23 protein-coding genes are annotated in these 21,132 nt (G+C 40.7%); 12 read left to right on the top strand and 11 right to left on the bottom strand.

Translation table 11 applies throughout. The features are described 5' to 3' along the window. Positions 1–210: 210 nt before the first annotated feature. Both AC0VZ9_RS06065 and AC0VZ9_RS06060 read right to left on the bottom strand, forming a co-directional pair. Positions 211–345 (bottom strand): hypothetical protein, encoded by a 135-nt coding sequence (locus AC0VZ9_RS06065; RefSeq protein ID WP_019383488.1) that lies wholly within the window; start codon positions 343–345, stop codon positions 211–213. Between the two features lie 88 nt (positions 346–433). Continuing rightward, positions 434–619 (bottom strand): hypothetical protein, encoded by a 186-nt coding sequence (locus tag AC0VZ9_RS06060; protein WP_009335811.1) that lies wholly within the window; start codon positions 617–619, stop codon positions 434–436. 226 nt (positions 620–845) lie between these two features. Between AC0VZ9_RS06060 and AC0VZ9_RS06055 the strand changes: the two genes are divergently transcribed. The 5 genes from AC0VZ9_RS06055 to AC0VZ9_RS06035 all read left to right on the top strand — a co-directional run bounded on the left by AC0VZ9_RS06055 (position 846) and on the right by AC0VZ9_RS06035 (position 5,246). Continuing rightward, positions 846–1,694, top strand: a complete 849-nt coding sequence (locus AC0VZ9_RS06055) for a YitT family protein (RefSeq protein ID WP_009335810.1) — start codon at positions 846–848, stop codon at positions 1,692–1,694. A 198-nt stretch (positions 1,695–1,892) separates the two neighbouring features. Then, complete coding sequence (locus AC0VZ9_RS06050) at positions 1,893–2,522, top strand: NAD(P)H-binding protein (RefSeq protein WP_251156840.1); 630 nt, start codon at positions 1,893–1,895, stop codon at positions 2,520–2,522. 15 nt (positions 2,523–2,537) lie between these two features. Continuing rightward, complete coding sequence (locus AC0VZ9_RS06045) at positions 2,538–4,145, top strand: FMN-binding glutamate synthase family protein (RefSeq protein ID WP_284951414.1); 1,608 nt, start codon at positions 2,538–2,540, stop codon at positions 4,143–4,145. A 223-nt stretch (positions 4,146–4,368) separates the two neighbouring features. Further along, a complete protein-coding gene (locus AC0VZ9_RS06040; RefSeq protein WP_019383483.1) occupies positions 4,369–4,746 on the top strand; it encodes a hypothetical protein in 378 nt (125 codons plus the stop codon). Then, positions 4,743–5,246 carry a hypothetical protein gene (locus AC0VZ9_RS06035; RefSeq protein ID WP_475397141.1) on the top strand — a complete coding sequence of 168 codons (504 nt, stop codon included), beginning with the start codon at positions 4,743–4,745 and terminating at the stop codon, positions 5,244–5,246. Before AC0VZ9_RS06040 ends, AC0VZ9_RS06035 begins: the two co-directional genes overlap by 4 nt. 150 nt (positions 5,247–5,396) lie before the next feature. Here the strand turns inward: AC0VZ9_RS06035 and AC0VZ9_RS06030 are convergent, their stop codons facing one another. The 6 genes from AC0VZ9_RS06030 to AC0VZ9_RS06005 all read right to left on the bottom strand — a co-directional run bounded on the left by AC0VZ9_RS06030 (position 5,397) and on the right by AC0VZ9_RS06005 (position 11,532). After that, positions 5,397–6,179 (bottom strand): alpha/beta fold hydrolase, encoded by a 783-nt coding sequence (locus tag AC0VZ9_RS06030; protein ID WP_217025727.1) that lies wholly within the window; start codon positions 6,177–6,179, stop codon positions 5,397–5,399. A 16-nt stretch (positions 6,180–6,195) separates the two neighbouring features. Continuing rightward, positions 6,196–6,525, bottom strand: a complete 330-nt coding sequence (locus AC0VZ9_RS06025; RefSeq protein WP_082919369.1) for a GNAT family N-acetyltransferase — start codon at positions 6,523–6,525, stop codon at positions 6,196–6,198. A gap of 208 nt (positions 6,526–6,733) precedes the next feature. After that, on the bottom strand, positions 6,734–7,342 hold the full coding sequence (locus AC0VZ9_RS06020; protein ID WP_475397140.1) for an ankyrin repeat domain-containing protein: 609 nt from the start codon (positions 7,340–7,342) through the stop codon (positions 6,734–6,736). A 42-nt stretch (positions 7,343–7,384) separates the two neighbouring features. Further along, the gene (locus AC0VZ9_RS06015) at positions 7,385–8,608 is read right to left on the bottom strand and encodes an amidohydrolase (protein WP_251156842.1); all 1,224 of its coding nucleotides are present in this window, start codon (positions 8,606–8,608) and stop codon (positions 7,385–7,387) included. Between the two features lie 27 nt (positions 8,609–8,635). Continuing rightward, entirely contained in the window at positions 8,636–9,874 is a 1,239-nt protein-coding gene (locus AC0VZ9_RS06010; RefSeq protein ID WP_475397139.1) for an amidohydrolase family protein, read from the bottom strand. An 80-nt stretch (positions 9,875–9,954) separates the two neighbouring features. After that, entirely contained in the window at positions 9,955–11,532 is a 1,578-nt protein-coding gene (locus AC0VZ9_RS06005) for a glutathione ABC transporter substrate-binding protein (protein WP_009335795.1), read from the bottom strand. 279 nt (positions 11,533–11,811) lie between these two features. Between AC0VZ9_RS06005 and AC0VZ9_RS06000 the strand changes: the two genes are divergently transcribed. The 7 genes from AC0VZ9_RS06000 to AC0VZ9_RS05970 all read left to right on the top strand — a co-directional run bounded on the left by AC0VZ9_RS06000 (position 11,812) and on the right by AC0VZ9_RS05970 (position 18,557). Then, on the top strand, positions 11,812–12,717 hold the full coding sequence (locus AC0VZ9_RS06000) for an ABC transporter permease (RefSeq protein WP_071155927.1): 906 nt from the start codon (positions 11,812–11,814) through the stop codon (positions 12,715–12,717). A gap of 22 nt (positions 12,718–12,739) precedes the next feature. Next, on the top strand, positions 12,740–13,660 hold the full coding sequence (gene nikB, locus AC0VZ9_RS05995; RefSeq protein ID WP_009335793.1) for a nickel ABC transporter permease: 921 nt from the start codon (positions 12,740–12,742) through the stop codon (positions 13,658–13,660). Positions 13,661–13,680: 20 nt separating this feature from the next. Then, complete coding sequence (locus AC0VZ9_RS05990) at positions 13,681–14,697, top strand: ABC transporter ATP-binding protein (RefSeq protein ID WP_009335792.1); 1,017 nt, start codon at positions 13,681–13,683, stop codon at positions 14,695–14,697. Position 14,698: 1 nt separating this feature from the next. After that, the gene (locus tag AC0VZ9_RS05985) at positions 14,699–15,694 is read left to right on the top strand and encodes an ABC transporter ATP-binding protein (protein ID WP_009335791.1); all 996 of its coding nucleotides are present in this window, start codon (positions 14,699–14,701) and stop codon (positions 15,692–15,694) included. A 93-nt stretch (positions 15,695–15,787) separates the two neighbouring features. Next, positions 15,788–16,558 carry a sensor histidine kinase gene (locus AC0VZ9_RS05980; RefSeq protein WP_009335790.1) on the top strand — a complete coding sequence of 257 codons (771 nt, stop codon included), beginning with the start codon at positions 15,788–15,790 and terminating at the stop codon, positions 16,556–16,558. Beyond that, positions 16,555–17,247, top strand: coding sequence for a response regulator transcription factor (locus AC0VZ9_RS05975; RefSeq protein WP_009335789.1), 693 nt, complete (start codon positions 16,555–16,557; stop codon positions 17,245–17,247). The genes AC0VZ9_RS05980 and AC0VZ9_RS05975 overlap by 4 nt, the downstream gene beginning before the upstream one ends. Further along, the gene (locus AC0VZ9_RS05970) at positions 17,244–18,557 is read left to right on the top strand and encodes an SLC5/6 family protein (RefSeq protein ID WP_071155923.1); all 1,314 of its coding nucleotides are present in this window, start codon (positions 17,244–17,246) and stop codon (positions 18,555–18,557) included. Before AC0VZ9_RS05975 ends, AC0VZ9_RS05970 begins: the two co-directional genes overlap by 4 nt. Positions 18,558–18,667: 110 nt before the next feature. Here AC0VZ9_RS05970 and AC0VZ9_RS05965 read toward each other — a convergent pair whose 3' ends face one another. From AC0VZ9_RS05965 to allC, 3 genes are read right to left on the bottom strand one after another with little or no spacing between them, the layout of a single operon-like run. Next, on the bottom strand, positions 18,668–19,036 hold the full coding sequence (locus AC0VZ9_RS05965) for a cupin domain-containing protein (RefSeq protein WP_226280693.1): 369 nt from the start codon (positions 19,034–19,036) through the stop codon (positions 18,668–18,670). Between the two features lie 26 nt (positions 19,037–19,062). Further along, the gene (gene allE / locus AC0VZ9_RS05960) at positions 19,063–19,827 is read right to left on the bottom strand and encodes a (S)-ureidoglycine aminohydrolase (RefSeq protein WP_071155921.1); all 765 of its coding nucleotides are present in this window, start codon (positions 19,825–19,827) and stop codon (positions 19,063–19,065) included. 24 nt (positions 19,828–19,851) lie between these two features. Then, positions 19,852–21,114, bottom strand: a complete 1,263-nt coding sequence (gene allC / locus AC0VZ9_RS05955) for an allantoate deiminase (RefSeq protein ID WP_071155919.1) — start codon at positions 21,112–21,114, stop codon at positions 19,852–19,854. Positions 21,115–21,132 lie beyond the last annotated feature (18 nt).

The raw sequence follows: 21,132 nt of genomic DNA, 5'->3' as shown, positions 1-21,132 counted from the left end.
CGACCATTTTTCTCTTTGCTTCCTGATTTTCGGCTTCATGTAGCGCTGGCGACCATTTTTCTACTGGCTTCCTGGTTGCCGGCTTCATGCAGCGCTCATGGCGACTATTTTTCTCTTTGCTTCCTAAATTTCGGCTTCACGAGGCATTCTCTTCTATCACCGGCTTTTAAACTTACCTGGATTCTCAACTCTAATAGAAACAACTTCTCCTCAGCTTAAACAAAAACGATAGATTTTTAAAGATCCTGCTGAGAGCTTTTTATTTAATGGTTTAACCGGCATGAAGTCGGTGCCTTCCGCAAATTCCTCACCATTGCATATTGGGCATTCCACAATATGATTCACTTCTCTCATCCCCTTCTGCTTATATACAAACCGAGTGGTAAAAGTTCCAAAAAGAAATGCCTGTCCCCTCGCCAGGGAGCAGGCATCATTATTGTTCTTCTTTTTCCGGCTTGAATAAAAAGTATGAGATGACCCCTGATAATAGTGCTGCACCAGCTGCTATCAGCAATCGAATCAACAAATCTATTTGCTGATAATCTTTATTAAGCATCCACATTGCAGCTGCAGCTACAAGAATCATTATGGGAATGACAATAAGCTTCCTATTTTTCAAGATTTTTTACATCCTTTCGCGTCGTGCTAACCAAAACTTATTATATAAGAATTAAGCAAAAATAGATAATATCAGCCCCTCTTGCAAACCCTTCCAATTTTCATAATTATTAAACCTTATTTTTTTGCCCTCATTCCCTTTACAAAGGGGCTTTAAGGGCTTTATAATCCCGTTGTTCCACTTTATACGGATCTCGAGAAAACTATAAAAAAAGGAGGTTGCGGCGATGCGGCAAAAACTATTTTCTTTTATCATGATAAATCTGGGAGCATTCCTGGTTTCTATAAATGTCCATTTTTTCTTGTCCCCCAATAATTTAGCAACAGGAGGGGTCAGCGGATTGTCGATCATCATGAATGACTTATTTCCGGATTTCTCCATCGGTACTTTCATGATTCTTGTCAACTTGATCCTGTTTGCAGTTGGTTTTATTTTTCTTGGATCAGGCTTTGGGGCAAAAACTATATATGCGAGCTTCGCTTTGTCTTTTTATGTGTGGGTGCTTGAAAAATTCGCCCCGATGGCCCATCCGCTAAGCGAAGACTTGCTTATTCAGCTGATCATCGGGCAATGCATCGCCGCGACCGGAATGGCAATTGTCTTTAACCAGCAGGCTTCTACTGGCGGGACAGACATCATCGCCATGATTATTAATAAATACTTAAATATTGAAGTCGGCAGAGGAGTGCTTCTTGCGGATTTATTGATCGCCCTGTCTTCCGCCGTTCTGTTCGGCCCGCAAGTTGGCATGTATGCCTTCTTTGGTGTCATAATTAATGGATTTGTCATTGATTATGCACTTCAGCAATTCAATTCAAACAAAGAAGTTGTTATTATCAGCCGCCACAGTGATGAGATAAAAACCTATATCGTTCATGAACTGGGCAAAGGTGCAACCATCCACTCCGCAACCGGTGCCTTCACATCAGATAAAAAAGAAGTCATTACAACTATCCTGGGGAGAAAAGATTTCACAAAGCTGAAAAGTTACATTACCCAGGTTGATAATAAGGCATTTATCACAGTTCATACGATGAATGAAATTCTTGGCCAAAATTTTAAAAGGCTGGCATAAATGGTAAAGCTTCATCCGCATAGGATGGAGCTTTATTTTATATGCAGTGGCTTTGCTCTGGGCTTCAATCCATGTAATGTTATAGCGAAAACGGAATCATCCTATACGTACGCGGTCCTAGTGGCCGCTTTTTTGTTTGCCTAATTTTGGTTTTAAATAAACCCTATGTGGAAAAAGGGTAGAAAAGGAGGCGTTAGCATGAAAGTAATTGTAATCGGTGCCAATGGAGATGTGGGCGAACATGTAATCAGAAAGCTCGCGGAGAAGAAGCTTGAAGCTCTTGCCGTTGCTGCAAATGAAAACCAGATTGAAGACCTTGTAAAACTGGGTGCAGCCCATGCAGTTGTTTATGACGAGCAAAAGCTGATCCCCTATCTTCAGGCATCAGATGCAGTGATTTATTTAACAGGCGTCAATCCTAAAAAGCATACGAGCAAAACAGTCATGGTCGATCACCAATCTATTTCAGATATCATCCAATTGGCACAAGAATCCGGTGTCAGACGATTTGTGATGATGAGTGCAGTCAAAGCGGAGGAAAGGGAAACGGACCCTTCCCGCAAGATTGCTGCGAAGGATCTTCCAGAAGATATGCTTAAAGCAGCCAATTTGGTCTACACGGTTATCCGGATTGGTCAATTAACTGACAATCCCGGCAGCGGAAAAATTACCCTGTCAGAGAAAATCCATGACCGGGATGCTGAGATTTCGCGTGAGGACGCAGCCGAAGTTCTAGTAGAGTCTATTGATAAAGAAGCTATCTTTCATTCAACCATTGAGGCAGCCTCTGGGGACACCCCTATACGAGAAGCCCTAAGCCAGTTTTAATAGAAGGAGGATAAAATGAGTTTAACAGATTACCTTGTCATTGCATTATTTATATTTATTGCATTGGTTATTTTTATACCAGTGATTCTATTTATTTATTGGTATGTAAAAGATGACAGGCAAAAACAGCACTCCATACTCAGAAACTTTCCGGTAATTGGGAAGGTGCGATACATCACAGAAAAAGTGGGACCTGAGCTAAGACAATACCTATTCAATAATGATACGGAAGGCAAGCCTTTTTCCAGAAAGGAATACCAGGATGTGGTCAAAGCCGGCAAATATAAAGAAAGACTAATAGGATTCGGCTCTATAAGAGATTTTGATGAAGAAGGGTTCTATATACGCAATACCCTGTTCCCTAAACTCGTTGATGAGATGAAGGTGGATAATACACAGAAAGTTAAAACACGTGTTTATAAAGTCGATGGAGACAATCTTTTTTCAAGAAAGGAACACAGCGAAGAAAAATTGGCCGATCCTTACTATCTGCGGGATGAAGATGCGGTTGTGCTGGGAGAAAAAACCTGCCGGCAGCCATTCAGAGTCAAGGGACTTGTAGGACAATCGGCCATGAGCTACGGTTCTCTTGGCGAAAAAGCGATCACTGCACTTTCAAAAGGTCTTGGCCTTGCCGGCGGCACCTGGATGAATACTGGTGAAGGCGGTCTGTCTCAGTATCATCTTGCCGGCAGCCCGGACATTATAATGCAAATTGGCCCTGATATGTTCGGCGTCCGAAAGGCTAACGGGGAATTCTCCTGGGAAGAATTTAAAAAGAAAAGTGAAATACCTGAGGTAAAAGCCTTTGAACTAAAGCTTGCACAGGGTGCGAAAACCCGCGGCGGACATGTTGAAGGTGAAAAAGTAACCGAAGAAATTGCCAGAATCCGGCTTGTAGAGGTTGGCAAAACGATTAACAGTCCAAACCGTTTCTATGAATTTGAGGATGCCCCTTCCATGTTCGATTTTATTGAGGAGCTCCGGAGTGTAGGCGGAAAGCCTGTCGGAATGAAAATAGTGGTAGGAGATCTTGATGCCCTGGAGAGCATGATTTCCTATATGAAGGAGAGCGGCAAAGGCCCTGATTTTATTACAGTTGATGGCGGTGAAGGCGGAACAGGGGCTACTTATCAGGAGCTTGCAGATAGTGTGGGGCTCCCCATCCAATCAGCCCTGACAGTTGTGGATGAAATGCTGAGGGAGTACGGAGTCAGAGACCGTGTGAAAATTATCGCTTCCGGTAAATTAATCACTCCTGATAAAATTGCCATTGCTCTTGCGATGGGAGCGGATCTTGTCAATATTGCGAGGGGCTTTATGATCAGCGTCGGCTGCATCATGGCCCAAGTCTGCCATACAAATCACTGTCCTGCAGGGGTTGCGACAACTGACAAGAAGCTGCAGGATGGATTGATTGTTGATGAAAAGCATTACCGGGTCTGCAACTATGTCATCTCTCTAAGAGAAGGGTTATTTAATCTTGCGGCAGCTGCTGGAATCGATAATCCCACCCAATTTGAAAGAAAACATATTGTCCATAAAGATAAATTCGGCAGAGTCTCCCCTATTGAAGATATACTGCATGCAGCCAAACGTGCCCAGCTGCAGAAAGAAATCTGACAAACTGATGCCTGGTCCCGTCAGGACCGGGTTTTTTGCCCTCTTTTTTTTTAGTTAATAAGCAATAAGATTCACCGCTCGCTCCTTTTTCTTACATAAAAACGGGACTATCGTGTTATTTTGAGGTTATCATTCGAAATTCGCAGGCAATAAAGGTATAATTTAGTTTGGTAAAAAAATAGATAACTAGAAAAAATGTGTTTACATAAGGGAGGATTTTAGGATGGGATGGGTAATCGCCATATTATTTGGTTCAGCAGTTGTGCTGCTCATTTTATCGTTTTTAAAAACGGCGCAATCCAAATCAAATATTGAGCAGCAAATCGATCAGGTTACTTTTACATTAAAAAATGAAATTCATGAACTGCAGCAGCAAATCAGAAATATTGAATTGGATGCTGAGATTACAGCAAAGCAATCCGGGGCAATGAGCGGACCATCAGAAGAAAGACTTTTGCTTCGCGAGGTACTGGATTTGCATAAACGCGGATATTCGAATGAAAGCATTGCATTAAAAAAACAGCTTACACCTAACGAGGTCGACCTGATGCTTCTGCCTTATTCAGCGAATAAAGGTGAAAGGAGCATGGTTGCCCAATGACACCAAATACCTTGCGCAGTTTTGCAGCAGGCCTTTTAGCGGCGGCCATCTTGACAGGAAGCGTCTACCTTTTTGGACCTTCTGAAGCAAAAAGTACAGAAAATCCTTCTGATAAGACAGAGGAAGCAGAAAAGCTGTCAGATAAAGAAATGATTGAATTGCTCGCATCTAAAGGCTACGTCATCAACACTGAAGCTGAATGGAGCAAACAGCTCGCTGCTGCAGCAAAGTCCAGCGAGAAGAAAGATGAAAAAGCAGAAGAGAAAACTGAGGACAAAACTGGCGAAAAAGTTGTTTACCGGACTATTTTAACCGTATCTATGGGAATGACCAGCATTGACGTTGGGAACGCACTTGAAAAAGCCCATATTATTGAAAGCGGAATTCAATTCTATAAAGATGTAGAAAAACGGGGACTTGAGAACGAATTGCGTCCCGGCACATTTGAAATAGAAAGCGGAATGACTACAGACGAGATCATTTCAGTTATATTTAAGTAAGAAAAGCTCCTTTTCGGGTGAAAAGGAGCTTTTTTTCTATATTTCAATAGTAAAAATGACTAATTTGCTGTCATAGGAACCTTTATGTGCGGATAACACAAATTTGTGTGCGGATAGAAATAATTATGTGCGCTCAAAAAAAGAGTCTGCTTACTCTTTCAAAAACCTGCGAAGAATCTGAGCCAGTTCTTCCGGTGCTTCGTACATGCTCATATGCCCGGCAGCTTTAATGGTCAATTGTTTGATGTTAGGCCCTTCAACTGCAAATGACTTTTCTGGAGGGATAATCTGGTCTTTGTCTCCAGCAACAAGTAATACCGGGAGCTTTGTACTTTTCAAGACATGGCTGCGGTCCGCACGAAGTTTCATCGCTTTCAGAGCAGCCTTTGCACCTTCAGAGCTTGTACGATAGCCAATCTCTTTGGCCATTTGAATTTCCTTGGGATGTTTCTCACCGGGCGCAAAGAGCTTGGGCACAAGCCCATCAATAAAGGACTCAATTCCCTCTTTATCAATTTTGCCGGCAGCGATATCCCTTCCTTTCTTTCCTTCTTCTGAATCGGGGCTGGCTGTTGAATGGACAAGAGAAAAAGATTTCAGCATGTCTTCATAAGATTCAGCAAATGCAAGGGTTACGTAGCCGCCCAATGAGTGTCCGAAAAGAGATACTTTATCAAACCCCAGCTCATCTATAGCCCCTTTGATCACTTCAGCCATCTTTTCAATTGACAGTTCACCGGCCGGCAAACTTGACCCCCCATGTCCTGGAAGGTCCACCGCAATGACGCGAAAATCCTCCGCCAAAATTGGAATCATCCTTGCCCAATAATCTTTGCTGCCGCAAAAACCATGCAGCAATACCAGCGGCTCACCTGTGCCTTCATCATAATATGAGATGGCTGTTCCATTTACATTTTTTATTTTTGCATCCATTCAGAAAAAACCTCCTTTATTTCGCGAGTAAATCCTGATATTCGCTCTTTCGGTCAAAAACAGCTTTAGCATATGAGCAGGCAGGAACAATCTTATACCCTTTGATGCGCGCCTCCTGAACGACACTTTCCAGCAGTTTTCCGGCAACTCCCTGACCGCGCAGAGATTCACTTACATATGTATGGTCTATGGTTATGACGGAATCGCCGCTTGGAATATAGGTGATTTCAGCAATCATATTCCCTTCATCATCATTCATAAAAAAACGGTTTTCTTCTTTTTGTATATCTTTATTCATCGCATTTCCTCCTTTATTTAAATATTTCCTTATACTTGATGTTAACATACTGTCTTCAAAATTATCTGAATGTCCTTTCCTATATCTTCCCTGCTAAATAAAACTTTTAAACTTTAGTTTTCTTACTATGCTTTTACATTGCTGCTATTGCTGCTTAGGGAATCAACTTTCAGCACACTTTTATGAACCAAAAGAACTCCCTTTCTGCTATTAAAACAGAAAGGGAGTTCTTTGCCTAAAATACCTTACTATGCAATTACTCTATACCAGCGGTAAATAAGATATCCTCTATTTCTTTGTATCCTTTTCTTCTGGCGAGCTCAATCGGCTTCACACCATATTGGTCTGTAAGGCTTGTATCGGCCCCGTGTTCAAGCAATATCCTTATGATGGCCTGCTGGGTTTCTCCTCCATCATTCAAAACAATGGCTTCAATCAAAGGTGTCCATCCGCAATAATTGGTATGGTTTACGTTTATATCTGTAGATGTTAAAAGCTCACGAACCACCTCTATATGTCCCTTTTCGCAGGCTGGAGTAATACCCACTCCGCCAAATCTCGTTAAGAGATTAATATCTGCCCCAGCGCTAATCATCATTTTAACTAACTTCAAATCTCCATGAATGCATCCATATAAAAATGGGTTTAAGCTGGTTTGATCTTGAAGATTAATATCTGCCCCTGACTCCGCCAGAAAATGAACCATATCATAATGCTTATTTATCGAAGCAATCAAAATGGCCGTTCGTTTTTTCTTATCCTGAAGTTTAATATTAATGCCGCTCTCTAGACAGGCTTTCAAACAGTCAAGGTCACCATTTTCTGCTGCGTCGAATAGCACAAGGCTATCATCAATTTTTAACATATGATCCTCCATAAAATATGGTATTTATATCAGGAAACGTTTTTATGTCAGCTGTCCTGCTACAACTTTCCCTCTAAAAATTACCGCTTCTCTTTTAGGTGTTCTCGCAACTGCTTCTGCCGAACACGAAGCATCGACAAGTACCAAGTTTGCTTCTTCTCCCTCAAGCGGCCAACTCATCTCTCCATCCTTGTTTAATGGGACAGGACCCCCAGTGGCCCATTTTAATGATTGTGCCAGAGAAATTTCATCGCTCTTACGGTAAAGCTCACCATATCTCGTTACTTTTTCCAGCAGATCTCCATTCCCGAAAGGTCCCCATGAATCATAGAAACCATCGCATCCCAGATAAATATTTACACCTTTTCTGTCCAAGAGTTCAATTGGTGGAAGAGATTTTGTTATAGGAATAGTGGACATGATCGACATTCCAAGCTCATTCAATCTTTCCGCCATTTCTTCTGCTTGCGGGACTGGTACTTCCCCTAAACAAAATGCATGGCTTACAGCAGCACGATTGTGCCACTTTGCTTCTTCTATCATTTCAGCAAATTTATCAATTGTATATAGCCCTACATGTCCTCCATCATGTAAATGGATATCTATATCTGCATCAAATTCTGTACTCAGATTCATGACTTCATAAAGTGACTTTTCAATATTACGGTCAATTCCTGCAGGATCAAGACCGCCTACAATGCTGGCTCCAGATCTCATCGCTTCTTTCATGAGAGGAATTACATGTTCCCTTAAAAGACCGTGTTGAGGGAAAGCTACAATTTCGAATGTCAGTTTGTCGGAATAGTCTTCTAAAGCTTCTCTTACGCCCTCCAGGTTCTTCAAGCCAATATAAGGATCAATATTTACATGGGTACGAATGTGAGTTGATCCCTTAGAAAGGAGAAGCTCAATCATCTTGCTTGCCCGCTGCCTGGCTGTAGGCGCCAATTCCTCAAGCTCCATTGCTTCATACCTTAAACGTTCCTCTAAATTTTTGACCGGCCTGCAAGCCTTCCAATCAAGAGAAAGATAGGTCTTATCAAGATGGTTGTGCATCTCTTTAAAAGATGGCAGTGCCAAAAACCCTCTTCCATCCACTGTATTTTCATTTTTCGAAATTTCATATCCGCTGCTCTGTTTTTCTATTACTTTTCCATCTTCAATTTTCAAATGAAATAGTTCAGTTTTTGTAGTATAAACTCCCTTTTCATCCTTGAGGTATCCAGTTTCAAGCTTAATGTTTGTTAACCAATGGGACTTAGGCATTACTTAACCCTCCTTTTTGCTCTTAAGCTATGAATTTATTATGTTTAGTTCAGTTCGTTTGCTTTCAACCTTATTGCCTTTGAAAAATAATGACTCAACCGGTGCTCTTCTTGCAATTGCCTCTGCTGAACATGTCGCATCAACAAGCATCATCGTTGCATCGTCGCCGACTTTTGGCCAAACCCTTTCACCAGCTTTATTCAGGGGAGTAATACCGCCAGTTGCAAACTTCAAAACTGATGATAAAGAATATTCATCAATCATTCGGAACCTTTCCGCAAGGGTCCCCAGTTTCTGTATGGTGTTTCCTGTTCCGAACGGGGACCAGTGATCGGTGATGCTGTCATGGCCTACTGAAACGGGAATACCAGAACGATCAAGGGCAGGAACTGGAATAGTTGTACGATTAATTGGAATGGTAGTGGTCACGTCAATTTCCTGCTCTTTTAATATTGCCGCCATCTCAGCCAATGCTTCTCCGGACAGGTCGGCTAAAGCAATTCCATGGCTAATTGTTGCTCTTCCTGCCATGCCTGCTTCTTTTGTATAATCTGCCATTCTCTCAAATGTAAAAGCTCCCAATGTGTTAGGATCATGAAGATGGATATCGACTCCCTTATTATGCTCTGCTGCAATTTCAAAAATGGTATGCAGGGACTTTTCAATGTTTCTGTCCACGGTAGCTGGATCCACACCGCCAACCAGGGTGGCACCATTTTTCATAGCATCACGAATTAACTGAACAGAGCCGCTCCTCAGCAGTCCATGCTGCGGAAACGCAACAATGTCATATGTAAGGACATCTTCATATTTTTTTAGTGCATTGACAGTAGCTTCCAAGTTTTTCAGGCCAATTACAGGGTCAACATTACAATGTGTGCGAATGTGGGTATGGCCATTTTCCAAATATAGCTCTATCATTTTTTCAGCACGTTCTTGTGCGGTTGGGAGAAGCTTTGGCAGAAGTTCCTTTTCCTCTTCTAATCTAGTGAAAATGCCATTTGTGATTGGTGTACAGGCTTTCCATGGCCCGCCGTAATAGGTTTTGTCAATATGAATGTGCATATCTCTTAAAGAAGGAAGCAGAAGCTTCTGTTTTGCATCAAGTTGGTTTTCATTAGAATCTGGGGCAAGCAGTGAAATTTCTGCAATTTTTCCAGCTTCGATTTTCAAGTGGCAAATTTCTGTGCTTGTCCCTGTAATTTGTTCATTTTCGTAAATGAATCCTTTTTCTAGCCGAACATTTGTAATCCATAGAGCTGTCATTCTGATTCCTCCTAAAATTGAAAATGAAGGAAAAGCACTTTTGCTTCAAAAGTACTTTTCCGTTTCCCTTTTTAATTTACTTACTTAATTACTGCATCATCAATCATTAAATAATTGGCAGCATTCAGCCAAAAGCCGCTTACATTTTTACTGTGCGCAGCCATATGTTCATAGTTTCGGATTGGAATATAGACCGCATCCTCTAATTCCATTTGCATTACTCTTTCATAAAGATCCTTCCGCTTTGCTTCGTCAGTCTCTCTTCGTGCTTCTTCGATAATTTTGTCTACCTCTGGGTTGCTGTAATAAAAATGGTTTCCAGGAGGTCCCTGTGAAGCAGTATGGAAAAGGTTGTACTGATTATAATCACCATCTCCAGTGGCATTTCCCCATCCTCCGATAAATAGATCATGCTCAGATTTATCAATTGTATCGATATATGCTCCATATTCCATTACTTGAATATCTACCTCAACGCCAATTCCCTTTAATTGCGATTGAATAACTTCAGCCATATTGATGCGTTCTTTTCTATCACTTGTCAGTAATTTAAGCTTAAGTCCGTTTTCATATCCGGCTTCTTTTAACAATTTCTTTGCTTCATTTAGATCATAATCATAAGGCTTAACTTTTTCACTGTGGCCAAACACCTTTGGACTCATCGCGGCATTAGCAAGTGTGCCCACATTGTTATAAACCCCTTTAATGATCGCTTCTCTCTCAACTGCATGGCTGATTGCTTTGCGGACTTTAACATCATCCAATGGTTTTTTCTTCGTGTTAAATCCGATATATTCAACTGCAAGCCCCTCAGCCCGGAGAAGTCCCATCGATTCAGAAGCCTCAATTCGCTCAATTTCTGTAACAGGCACCTGATCATTAATGTGTGCTTCCCCTGTTTCAATCATAGCCAGCCGAGTCGCGTCTTCAGGTACAACCTTAAAAACAACTTCATCAATACTTGGACTTTTTCCCCAATAATTTTCATTTTTCTTCAAGGAAATTTCCTGTCCAGTCTTCCAATTTTCAAAAACAAACGGGCCTGTACCAACAGGTTTCTCTGCAAGCGTCTCCTGGTTTTCGGCCAGCGCCTTTGGACTCATGATGCTTCCTTCACTGCTTGCAAGAATAGAAAGCAGCGGAGCATACGGGTAATCAAGCAATAATTGTACTGTGTATTCATCAATTACTTTTACTTCATTAATCATCGCGAATTTCTCACGCTGAGGCGATCCAGTGTTTGGATCCAGCAAACGATCAAAGGTGGCCTTCACAGCTTCAGAGTTAAACGGTGTACCGTCATGAAAGGATACCCCTTCCTTTAGTTTAAACTCCCAGGTCGTATCATCAATGACATTCCACTCTGTTGCCAGCAGCGGCTGAATGTTCATATCTTTATCTGGTTCCACTAAAGTTTCATATACTTTTTGATAAATAATATTTGCTGAAGGAATGTCTGTAATAAAGTGAGGATCTAATTTTGTTGCATCTGATAAACGGACAACTGTCAATGTACCCCCATCCTTTTTACCTTCGGATTCATTGCCAGCTTCCTGCTCTGTTTTTGTTTGTGTAGAACATGCTGTTGACAGCAGCATCATTAAGCTTAGGAAAATCATTAGCAATCCCTTTCGAAAGTGCTTTCTATCTTTCTCCATTTTTCTCTCCCCTTTTTTAGTAAATAATTCCGGTAATAAACTCAATGTTCACCGTCCCTCCGTAAATGCATATCTGCATTATAGAAGATGATGCACTTAGATATTTACAGAATATTTACTTGATTTTTAAATATTTTGACAACTATTTTAAAAAATATTTACTTTACAGGTAATTTTGATAATTTTAACTAAACGTTTGCAATCCATTCTTCTTTTGAAAGGAGGAAGACTGATTTTCAATTTACTGCTAGTAAAAAAATCTTTTAGGGGGGAAATAAGATGACAGTTCAAGTAAAAACGGAGCAGCCAGATATAGCTGTAAAGACATTGATTAGCGGCTCAAAGGAATCTAGAATAAAAGATTTTCTTTCTATATTGATGCAAAATAAAGCAGCACTTGCTGGGGCTATTATTATTTTTGTTTATCTGTTAATGGCGGCATTTGCACCGCTGCTGGCTCCATATAGCCCATACGAAATTGATTTGGAAAATAAGCTGACTCCTCCATCTGCAGACCACTGGATGGGAACAGATGATAAAGGAAGAGATATTTTAAGCCGGATTCTATATGGTTCAAGGCTTTCAATGGGGGTCGGATTTGCTGCTGTGTTATTCGGAGCATTTTTCGGAATCATTTTTGGTCTTGTAGCTGGGTATTATGGCAAATGGGTTGACACCATTATCATGAGGATGATGGATGTTATGCTTGCATTCCCAGGGATTCTCCTTGCGCTAGCAATTATTGCAGCACTGGGTCCAAGTCTGATTAATGTGACCATAGCAGTAGGAGCTTTTTCTGTACCTTTATTTGCTAGAATCGTCCGGGGATCTACTTTAGAAGTAAAGCGCCTTGAGTATATTGATGCAATCCGATCGCTTGGCGCCTCTGATTTTGTCATTATATCCAGGCATATTTTCCCGAATATTCTTTCACCCATTATTGTTCAAGGGACTCTGCGATTGGCTACTGCCATTCTGTCAGCAGCTGGATTATCATTCCTCGGCCTGGGTGCACAGCCGCCTTCACCTGAATGGGGAACCATGCTCAGCAGCGGGAGGGATTTCTTATTCTCCGCACCTTATATCGCCCTATTTCCAGGTCTTGCCATCTCTATTCTAGTTCTTGGATTTAATATTTTTGGTGATGGTTTGCGTGATGCGTTTGACCCTAGGATGAAAAAATAAAAGCTTTGAGGAGGTTACATCTATGCTGATGTTTATATTACGCCGGATTTTACAAACAATCCCGGTCATTATTGGAGTTACTTTTGTTGTCTTCTTTATTATGCAGCTCGTTCCAGGAGATCCTGCAGTACTTCTTGCTGGTGAAGGCGCCTCAAAAGAAACGATTGAAGCTATTCGAGACCAGCTTGGATTAAATCAGCCTTTATATATCCAATACTTCGAATATTTAACGAGTGTGTTTAAGGGGGATTTAGGTGTCTCCTTAAAAAACAGCCAGCCTGTTCTTGATGAAATATTAGTAAGACTGCCAATTACCATTGAACTCGCCTTCTTTAGCATCATTATTACAATCGTGCTGGGAATGGCAGCAGGAATTATTTCAGCTGTTAAACCTTATTCTTTGACCGATGTCAGCGTCATGCTTGTTGCACTCTTAGGAATTTCACTTCCAAGCTTCTGGTTTGGCCTCATGCTTATGTATTTCTTCTCTGTTAAGCTTCAAATTTTGCCGGTTGCAGGATGGGACAGTCTGCTCCATGTCATCTTGCCGGCTATTACCCTTGGAGCAGGAGGAGCAGCAATTGTCGCAAGGATGACCAGATCGAGCATGCTGGAAGTTATTCGCCAGGATTATATTCGGACAGCACGTGCAAAAGGGCTTCGCGAACGAATCATTATTTATAAACATGCACTGAGAAATGCCCTGATTCCAGTGATTACGGTTGTGGGCCTGCAGTTTGGCGCACTCCTTGGAGGCACCGTATTGGTGGAATCGATCTTTGCTATTAATGGACTGGGAAGAATGATTGTCGATGCAATTCGAATGCGTGATCTTCCAATGGTCCAGGGAGGAGTATTATTTGCCTCACTTATTTTCGTAGTTGTGAATTTATTCGTAGATGTCTTCTATCGGTTCTTCAATAAACGCATTGAGCTAAATTAAGTTAAGGGTGGTGACTGGATATGAAAGAAAGTAACAGGCCAATACTTGAAGTAAAAGGATTAAAAACCCACTTTACAACAAAGCGGGGAGTCAGCAAAGCGGTTGATGGCATCGATTTTACACTGCATAAAGGGGAAACGCTGGGAATTGTAGGGGAATCCGGATGCGGGAAAAGTATGACTTCCCTCTCTATTCTCCGCCTCATTCCTTCTCCACCGGGAAAAATTGCCGGGGGTTCCGTTCTTTTTAAAGGAAGAGATTTAGTTACAATGCCAGAGGATGAAATGAGAAAAATTCGCGGGAATGAAATATCTATGATTTTTCAGGAGCCAATGACTTCCTTGAATCCTGTAATCCCGGTTGGGGAACAAATTGCAGAAGCTTTGAGGCTGCACCAAAAGATGGGAAAAAAAGCTGCATGGGATAAGTCAGTTGATATGCTGAAGATGGTTGGAATCCCCTCTCCTGAAAAACGAGCGAAACAAGAACCGTTCCAATTGAGCGGAGGGATGCGCCAGCGTGTCATGATTGCTATGGCTCTTGCATGTACACCTGAGGTATTAATAGCAGATGAGCCAACCACTGCCTTGGATGTTACGATTCAAGCGCAAATACTGGAGCTGATAAAAGAGCTGCAAACAAAAATAGGAATGGGTGTTATCATGATTACCCACGATTTGGGAGTTGTGGCAGAAACTTGTGATAAGGTAGCGGTAATGTATGCCGGAAATATAGTCGAGCATGCTTCTACAGAGCAAATATTTGCTGATCCAAAGCACCCTTATACGCAAGGGCTATTGAACTCATTGCCCAAAATCCATGAAGATCAGGAAGAACTAATCACGATAGATGGCAGTGTCCCCAGCCCTTACAATATGCCTGGCGGATGCCGGTTCGCCTCTAGATGCCCTTATGCAGAAGATATATGTGCTGCACACCAGCCTGATCTTGTTTCCTATTCTGAAGATATTAAAGTAAGATGCTGGAAATATACCGACAAGTGGACTGGCAAAAGAGATAAAGAAGGGGTTGTCTAACGTGGAAACGACAGCAGAAAAAAATATCATCTTGCAAGTAGATCGATTAAAACAATATTTCCCGGTTAAAAAAGACTCTATCTTCAAGCCAAAGGCATATGTAAAGGCGGTAGACGATATTTCATTTGAGCTTTTTGAAGGTGAGACATTAAGTATAGTTGGGGAGTCCGGATGCGGGAAATCAACAACCGGACGTGCAATTTTAAGGCTTGATGAACCTACTGACGGAAAGGTTCTTTATATGGGGAAAAATATTTTAACGTTAAATAAAAAGGATATGAGAAAACTTAGAGGTGATTTGCAGGTTATATTTCAAGATCCTTTTGCTTCTCTTAATCCCCGGCAAATGGTGAAGCAAATTTTAAATGAAGCCATGGCCATTCAGAATGTGGTTGAAAAATCAAGGCGAAAGGAAAGAATGCTGGAACTGCTTGGCTATGTCGGACTTCCTCCAGAAGCACTTGACAGATATCCGCATGAATTTAGCGGCGGCCAGCGCCAGCGTATTGGAATCGCCAGAGCATTGGCCGTTAATCCAAAATTAATCATTTGTGATGAAGCTGTATCTGCCCTGGATGTATCTATCCAGGCACAAATTCTCAATTTATTAAAGAAGCTGCAAAAGCAGTTTAAATTGACCTTCCTTTTTATCTCTCATGACCTTAGTGTCGTCAGGCATATTTCAGACAGGGTTATGGTGATGTATCTGGGAAAAGTGGTCGAGATTGCAGAGAAAAAAGAAATGTTCGACTCTCCGCTTCACCCGTATACAAAAGCACTGCTCTCGTCTATTCCAGTTCCGGATCCAACTTTAAAAAGGGACCGCGTCATATTAAAAGGAGATGTTCCATCACCGATTGATCCTCCTGGAGGCTGCAGGTTTCATACACGCTGTCCTTTTGCTGTTGAAAAATGCAAGCAAGAGGAACCTCCCCTTAGGGAGCTGGTTAATAATCACTTTGTAAGCTGTCATATCGCTGAAACTCTTCCAGTTTAATACAAATACCTCTATTTTGTATAAAATGTTATATTAAAAAAGGGATAGGTTATTATACCTCCCTTTTTTAATACTTAAGGAGAAACGAACCACATGCTGCCTATTGAATCATTCTCCATATACATTATGTTTTGTGTTCTGGTTCCGCTGGCGGGAGCCTTTACCCTGCTATTTTTATTTGTTTTTGAAAAAAGAATTGATTTACTTGAGAGGCAAAAAAGAGAAATAGCGTTAGAAAGTGAACTTCAAACAGCTTTATACAATCAATTAAACCAGGAAATCCAGCCGCATTTCTTTTTTAATACCTTAAACTCCATCCTGGCTCTAGCTAGGCTGGACCGTAAAGCAGAATTAATACGGTCCATTGAAACCCTTTCAAAACTGCTAAAATTTAAATATCGGACTTTAAATAATTTCATATCAATTGAAGATGAGCTTACTTATGTTAATTACTATCTGGAGATACAGAAAACAAGATTTAGAGATCGTCTTCATTATGAAATTCATTTGGACAACCATGTGAATAATGCCATTATCATTCCCTTTTTAATACAAACACTTGTGGAAAATGCTTTTAAGCATGCCTTTGAAAGACATATTGGCGAGGCCTTATTAAAAATAAAAATAATAAAGATCGAATCAGCGATTCATGTTTCAGTGTGGAACAATTCTTTAGAGCGCTATGAAACAAGTCCCCAGGATGGCGGCGTGGGGCTGGAGAATATAAAAAGAAGACTTGAACTATTATTTCCCAATGATGAAACTTCTGTGCAATTAACAGACCAGGGAGATGGAACAGCAGTTTTGGCTATATTCCCCCACGTTATTATGTCAGAGAAATTGGAAGGAGAAAGGATGCAATGAATATTCTGCTTGTAGATGATGAACTTATAGAATTGGAACAGCTGGAATATCTCATCAAAAAGAAATTTCCCAATTGGATTCTTTTTAAGGCTCAGGATGCCTCACAAGCTCTTCAAATTATAAAAAAGCACGACATCTTTCTCGCTTTCCTTGATATTCAGCTCCCAGGCAAATCAGGGTTAGATTTAGCTATGGAGCTTTCCGCAGCTGGTGATATTGACTTAATCATGGTTACAGCCTATCAAAACTTTGATTATATTCAAAAATCACTCAGGCTTGGAGTAGTTGATTATATTACAAAGCCCGTCATTGAAGAGGAGTTAATGAGCGTTTTGCGGAGGTATGAACGAATTGGCAGCTACTCTGAGCAAATTGTTAAGGCTTTGCAAATTATTCAAAAGGAATACAATGAAAAGCTTACTTTAAATTATTTAGCATCTAAAATTCATATCAATTCAGCTTATCTGAGCAGAAAATTTCACGAGGAAGTAGGAATGGGCTTTTCCGAATACTTAAATGACTTTCGATTAAAACAGGCACAAAAAATGCTGATTGAAAGCCCTGAATTAAGCATTAGCACCATTTCAGAAAAGTGCGGATTTAACAGTCAGCACTACTTTAGCCAAATCTTTCGGAAAATGACTGGCCAATCACCCAGGGATTACCGCATGAAGGAGACTTCACAATGAAGAAAACCGATTTTCAATACTATATTGGCGGAGCATTTCAGCTGGGAATCGGTTTTGGTGTTGTGAGTCTTTTGTCAAGATGGGTAACAGGCAATACCATTCTTTCATCTCCCGAAACATTAATAAAGTATGGGCTGACCGGAGGAATCGGCTATTCCCTTATGGGGGCTCTTGCACTCATTTTATTTGGAATATTAGCAAAAAAGATTCGAGATCGGTTTCATGACCAGCAAACGATAGGTGATGTATTGCGCAAAAGATTGACTCCACCCGGTTACTGGTTCATGATTTTTATTCTTCTCGTAATTAGTTTCCATTCTATATTCGTTCAAGCTATGGGGGCAGGAATCCTACTGCACATGATTTTTCCCCTGCCTGTTTTTTCTGGTATGGTTTTCTTTTTATTGTTTTGTTTTTTTATTGGGGGAGCAGGGGGCATGCAAAGAATCCATCAGCTTGCAGGCATTAATGTCGTGCTCATATTCAGCGCTGTCATCATCATCCCTGTTTACTTTTATATCCAGGAAGGTGTATATCCTGTTTATGAAGGCATTAAATTATATCATCCATACATCCTTTACGTTAAAAACACGGAAGCTATTTTGTTTATTTTCACAGCTATTTTAATTGGCTTTGGACAAGTAATTATTGATCGTGCCTCATGGCAAAGAGTTTTTATTATAAAAAAAGAAAAGCTGAGAATTACTTTTACACTAGCGGGTTTAATTTGGGCAACTATTCCTCTTGCATTATCATCTTTGATCATGATTATTATTTTTGGAAGAAGCTATGATTCCATATATTCCTTGTTATTTGAGTTAATAGGAAAAATCAATTCAACATTGCTTATTGTTTTATTTGTCCTGTTTTGCTTCAGTGCCATTTCATCTGCAATTAGTGCAGAATTACATGCTGTTGTCACATTGATCATTAAAAATATCGTCGGGATGCTTCGCCCCCTCAGCAATAAAGAAAAATGGGGATTCACCTATCTGTTTTCCGGAGCCATGTGTTTATTATTACTTATTATAGTTAGTATCCTGCCTCCATCTCCTATCGAACTGCTGTTTTTTTTCGGTAATACTTATGCTTCCATGATTGTTCCCATGCTGTATATTATCCTTGGCAGTAAAACCTTGCCTGCCCTTATTCCCCTTGCATCTATTATTGGGACTGCCGGGGGGTTTGCAGCTTTGCCTATTATGGAAAATCTTCTTACGATTTGGATCAGCTTTTCCCTGTCCAGCTTAATTTGCTTAGGTTATTTCATTTACAATCTATTAAGAACGAAGCTGACTGTGAAAGTTTAGCCGGGGTGCTTGTTTGTTATGAACATAAATTGGATCTAATTATACATATCGCTCTCTTCCAGAAAACTGGCTGAGAGCGATACACTTTTTAAAAGACTACAGCCTGCAAGTCAATATCTTGTTATATCCATTGGCAAAGACCCGGCTGCAAATCCAACAAATAAAAACCTGTCCTTCCCGGTATTGCGCATTCCATGAATCTGATTAGGCTTAGCAAGGATCACCATGCCTTTACCTATTTGAATTTCATTCTCCAAGTCAGGAAAGTAGGTTCCTGTTCCCTCCATACAAACCCATATATCATCAACATTGGAGTGAGAATGCAAGTATACCTCCTGTCCAGGTTCCAGACACCAGACAGCTCCTACCGTTTTATCAGTTTCATAAAAATAGTTCTTTTGCGGTTTATCTGAATCGAACTTTGCTATTTTATCGATTTCAAAAACTCTTTCTTCCATAATCTTCTGTATGTTTGGCACCGCTATTTCTCCTCTCCTGTAATTTTTTATAGTTCCGCATCCCGATTGCAATCTTTTGAGTAGATATATGTTAAATTTTCTCTCCCTATAGCGTACGCTGCCTGGTGAACATAAGGGCCCATGAAAATATAATCGCCTTTTTTTACTGGGATCCACTTGTTATCGAGATTATACATCCCTTCTCCGGAAAGGATATATGCTCCGTGTTCCTGAACATGTGTTTCAATAAACGGGTGGCTCGCAGCAGGATCGAACGAAAGGATATGAAAATTCATATCAAAATCTAAATCAGCAGGCAACAGATCTTTAATGTTGACATTATGCATATCATCGTAGTTCCTGAATTCTATTCTATTTGTATGTCCTGATATAACCCAGGGCTTTCTCCCTTCAAGACGGCGATATTTCTGCTTGTATAAGAAGAGCTTAGAATCCCCATCATTCATATTTTCTAAATACATTTTCACTCCCGGCGGACAATAAAGGTATCCGCTTTCCTCTAAGATAAATTCTTTTTCATCTGCTGAAGCTTTTATTTTCCCCTCCAGTATGTAAACAAATGTCTGTACTTCCTCCTGTCCGCCAAAGCCTTCTTTATTTCCGCCTTCTTTTTTCATTGTCACATGATAGTCGACAAAGCTTGCCCCAAGCTTAGGAGAACCTAAAATCGAAATATGGCAATGATGAAATCCAGGAATAACATTGTTCACTAATCCTTCAGGTGCAATTAAAGCATATTTTCCATGTTCTATTACAGACCTGCTCGATAATAAATCTTTTGGATAACCCATATATAACTCCCCTTTTCATTAATACTATTTATAAGCCAGTTCATATAAAGTGCTGATCAGTGCTTGAACTCCCTCAGCTAAATCAGCAGGCGCAGTATATTCACCAGGGTTATGGCTAATGCCCTTTTCGCTCGGCACAAATAGCATAGCCGCCGGAATGGACGGTGCAAAAATTTGTGCATCATGGCCAGCACCACTATACATTACTTTATAGCTCAAATTTTTCTCCTTGCACTTCTTTTCAATCAATTCTGTAATTTCAGGATCCATTGGGACCGGGTCCGTATCAAGCCATTTTTCAATGACCGTTTCAACCCCATGCTCTCGTGATATATCATTTATGTTTTCTATAAATCTTTCAGTAAAATGGGACATCGTATTTTTATCAATATGGCGCAGGTCTAAAGTAAACGCAGCTTTTCCCGGCACCACATTTGCAGTGTTGGGTGAAATATCAATCCTCCCAACGGTTGCTACAAGCGGATCGCCATATTGCTTTGCCATATTTAGTGTTTCATGTATCATTTGGCTGGCAGCATATACAGCATCTTTTCGATATGCCATGGGTGTTGTTCCAGCATGATTGGCTTGACCTTTTACTTCAATTGTAAAACGCCTTTGCCCAACGATGCATTTCACAATACCAACAGATTTTTTCTCAGTTTCAAGGACATTTCCCTGTTCGACGTGGATTTCAACGAATACCTTCAAATCCTGCCGCGGAGATTTTGTTTCATCCCTATAGCTGAACCCCGCCTCACCCATGGCTTCAGAAAAAATTACTCCATTTGAATCTGTAAGATTTTCAACATCTTTTTTATATGCGTATCCGGCAATATTCTTTGAACCCCAAAAGCAATAAGGAAATCTGCTTCCTTCTTCTTCTGCCAGTGAAACAACCTCGAGATTGCGTTCTGGAGTCCCATAATAATCTTTCAAATAAATTAAAGCCAGTATCCCAGCTACTATGCCAAATTGGCCGTCAAACAACCCGCCATTTTTCACGGTATCAATATGCGACCCAGTTAAAACGGTTTCTGTCTGATTTACCCCCTTTAGTATTCCGCTGAGATTTCCAACTTCATCAAACTTTACTTCCAAACCCTCAGTTTCCATCCATCTCTTCAAAGCTTGCTGAGTGTCCGTCCATTGTTGGGAATATAGAAGACGGGTAATTCCTCCTTCTGGGTCCTTTGCAAATGAGCCCAGCCATTCAAGCCTTTTCACAATATTTTTTGCTAAATTTTCATATTCAAGTTTCCCCTGCAAATTGATTAAGTCTGTCATACCCAGTTCCCCTATCTA

This window comes from Cytobacillus sp. QJM3NY_8 (assembly GCF_056173585.1).
The sequence above is the reverse complement of the archived record's forward strand: the minus strand, read 5'-3'. Positions and strand labels throughout refer to the sequence as shown.

What these genes read in the sequence shown, in the direction of transcription:
- AC0VZ9_RS06055 (WP_009335810.1), top strand. Translation starts at nt 846, where the DNA reads ATGCGGCAAAAACTATTTTCTTTTATCATGATAAATCTGGGAGCATTC.
- AC0VZ9_RS06050 (WP_251156840.1), top strand. Translation starts at nt 1,893, where the DNA reads ATGAAAGTAATTGTAATCGGTGCCAATGGAGATGTGGGCGAACATGTA.
- AC0VZ9_RS06045 (WP_284951414.1), top strand. Translation starts at nt 2,538, where the DNA reads ATGAGTTTAACAGATTACCTTGTCATTGCATTATTTATATTTATTGCA.
- AC0VZ9_RS06040 (WP_019383483.1), top strand. Translation starts at nt 4,369, where the DNA reads ATGGGATGGGTAATCGCCATATTATTTGGTTCAGCAGTTGTGCTGCTC.
- AC0VZ9_RS06035 (WP_475397141.1), top strand. Translation starts at nt 4,743, where the DNA reads ATGACACCAAATACCTTGCGCAGTTTTGCAGCAGGCCTTTTAGCGGCG.
- AC0VZ9_RS06030 (WP_217025727.1), bottom strand. Translation starts at nt 6,179, where the DNA reads ATGGATGCAAAAATAAAAAATGTAAATGGAACAGCCATCTCATATTAT.
- AC0VZ9_RS06025 (WP_082919369.1), bottom strand. Translation starts at nt 6,525, where the DNA reads ATGTTAACATCAAGTATAAGGAAATATTTAAATAAAGGAGGAAATGCG.
- AC0VZ9_RS06020 (WP_475397140.1), bottom strand. Translation starts at nt 7,342, where the DNA reads ATGTTAAAAATTGATGATAGCCTTGTGCTATTCGACGCAGCAGAAAAT.
- AC0VZ9_RS06015 (WP_251156842.1), bottom strand. Translation starts at nt 8,608, where the DNA reads ATGCCTAAGTCCCATTGGTTAACAAACATTAAGCTTGAAACTGGATAC.
- AC0VZ9_RS06010 (WP_475397139.1), bottom strand. Translation starts at nt 9,874, where the DNA reads ATGACAGCTCTATGGATTACAAATGTTCGGCTAGAAAAAGGATTCATT.
- AC0VZ9_RS06005 (WP_009335795.1), bottom strand. Translation starts at nt 11,532, where the DNA reads ATGGAGAAAGATAGAAAGCACTTTCGAAAGGGATTGCTAATGATTTTC.
- AC0VZ9_RS06000 (WP_071155927.1), top strand. Translation starts at nt 11,812, where the DNA reads ATGACAGTTCAAGTAAAAACGGAGCAGCCAGATATAGCTGTAAAGACA.
- nikB (WP_009335793.1), top strand. Translation starts at nt 12,740, where the DNA reads ATGCTGATGTTTATATTACGCCGGATTTTACAAACAATCCCGGTCATT.
- AC0VZ9_RS05990 (WP_009335792.1), top strand. Translation starts at nt 13,681, where the DNA reads ATGAAAGAAAGTAACAGGCCAATACTTGAAGTAAAAGGATTAAAAACC.
- AC0VZ9_RS05980 (WP_009335790.1), top strand. Translation starts at nt 15,788, where the DNA reads ATGCTGCCTATTGAATCATTCTCCATATACATTATGTTTTGTGTTCTG.
- AC0VZ9_RS05975 (WP_009335789.1), top strand. Translation starts at nt 16,555, where the DNA reads ATGAATATTCTGCTTGTAGATGATGAACTTATAGAATTGGAACAGCTG.
- AC0VZ9_RS05970 (WP_071155923.1), top strand. Translation starts at nt 17,244, where the DNA reads ATGAAGAAAACCGATTTTCAATACTATATTGGCGGAGCATTTCAGCTG.
- allE (WP_071155921.1), bottom strand. Translation starts at nt 19,827, where the DNA reads ATGGGTTATCCAAAAGATTTATTATCGAGCAGGTCTGTAATAGAACAT.
- allC (WP_071155919.1), bottom strand. Translation starts at nt 21,114, where the DNA reads ATGACAGACTTAATCAATTTGCAGGGGAAACTTGAATATGAAAATTTA.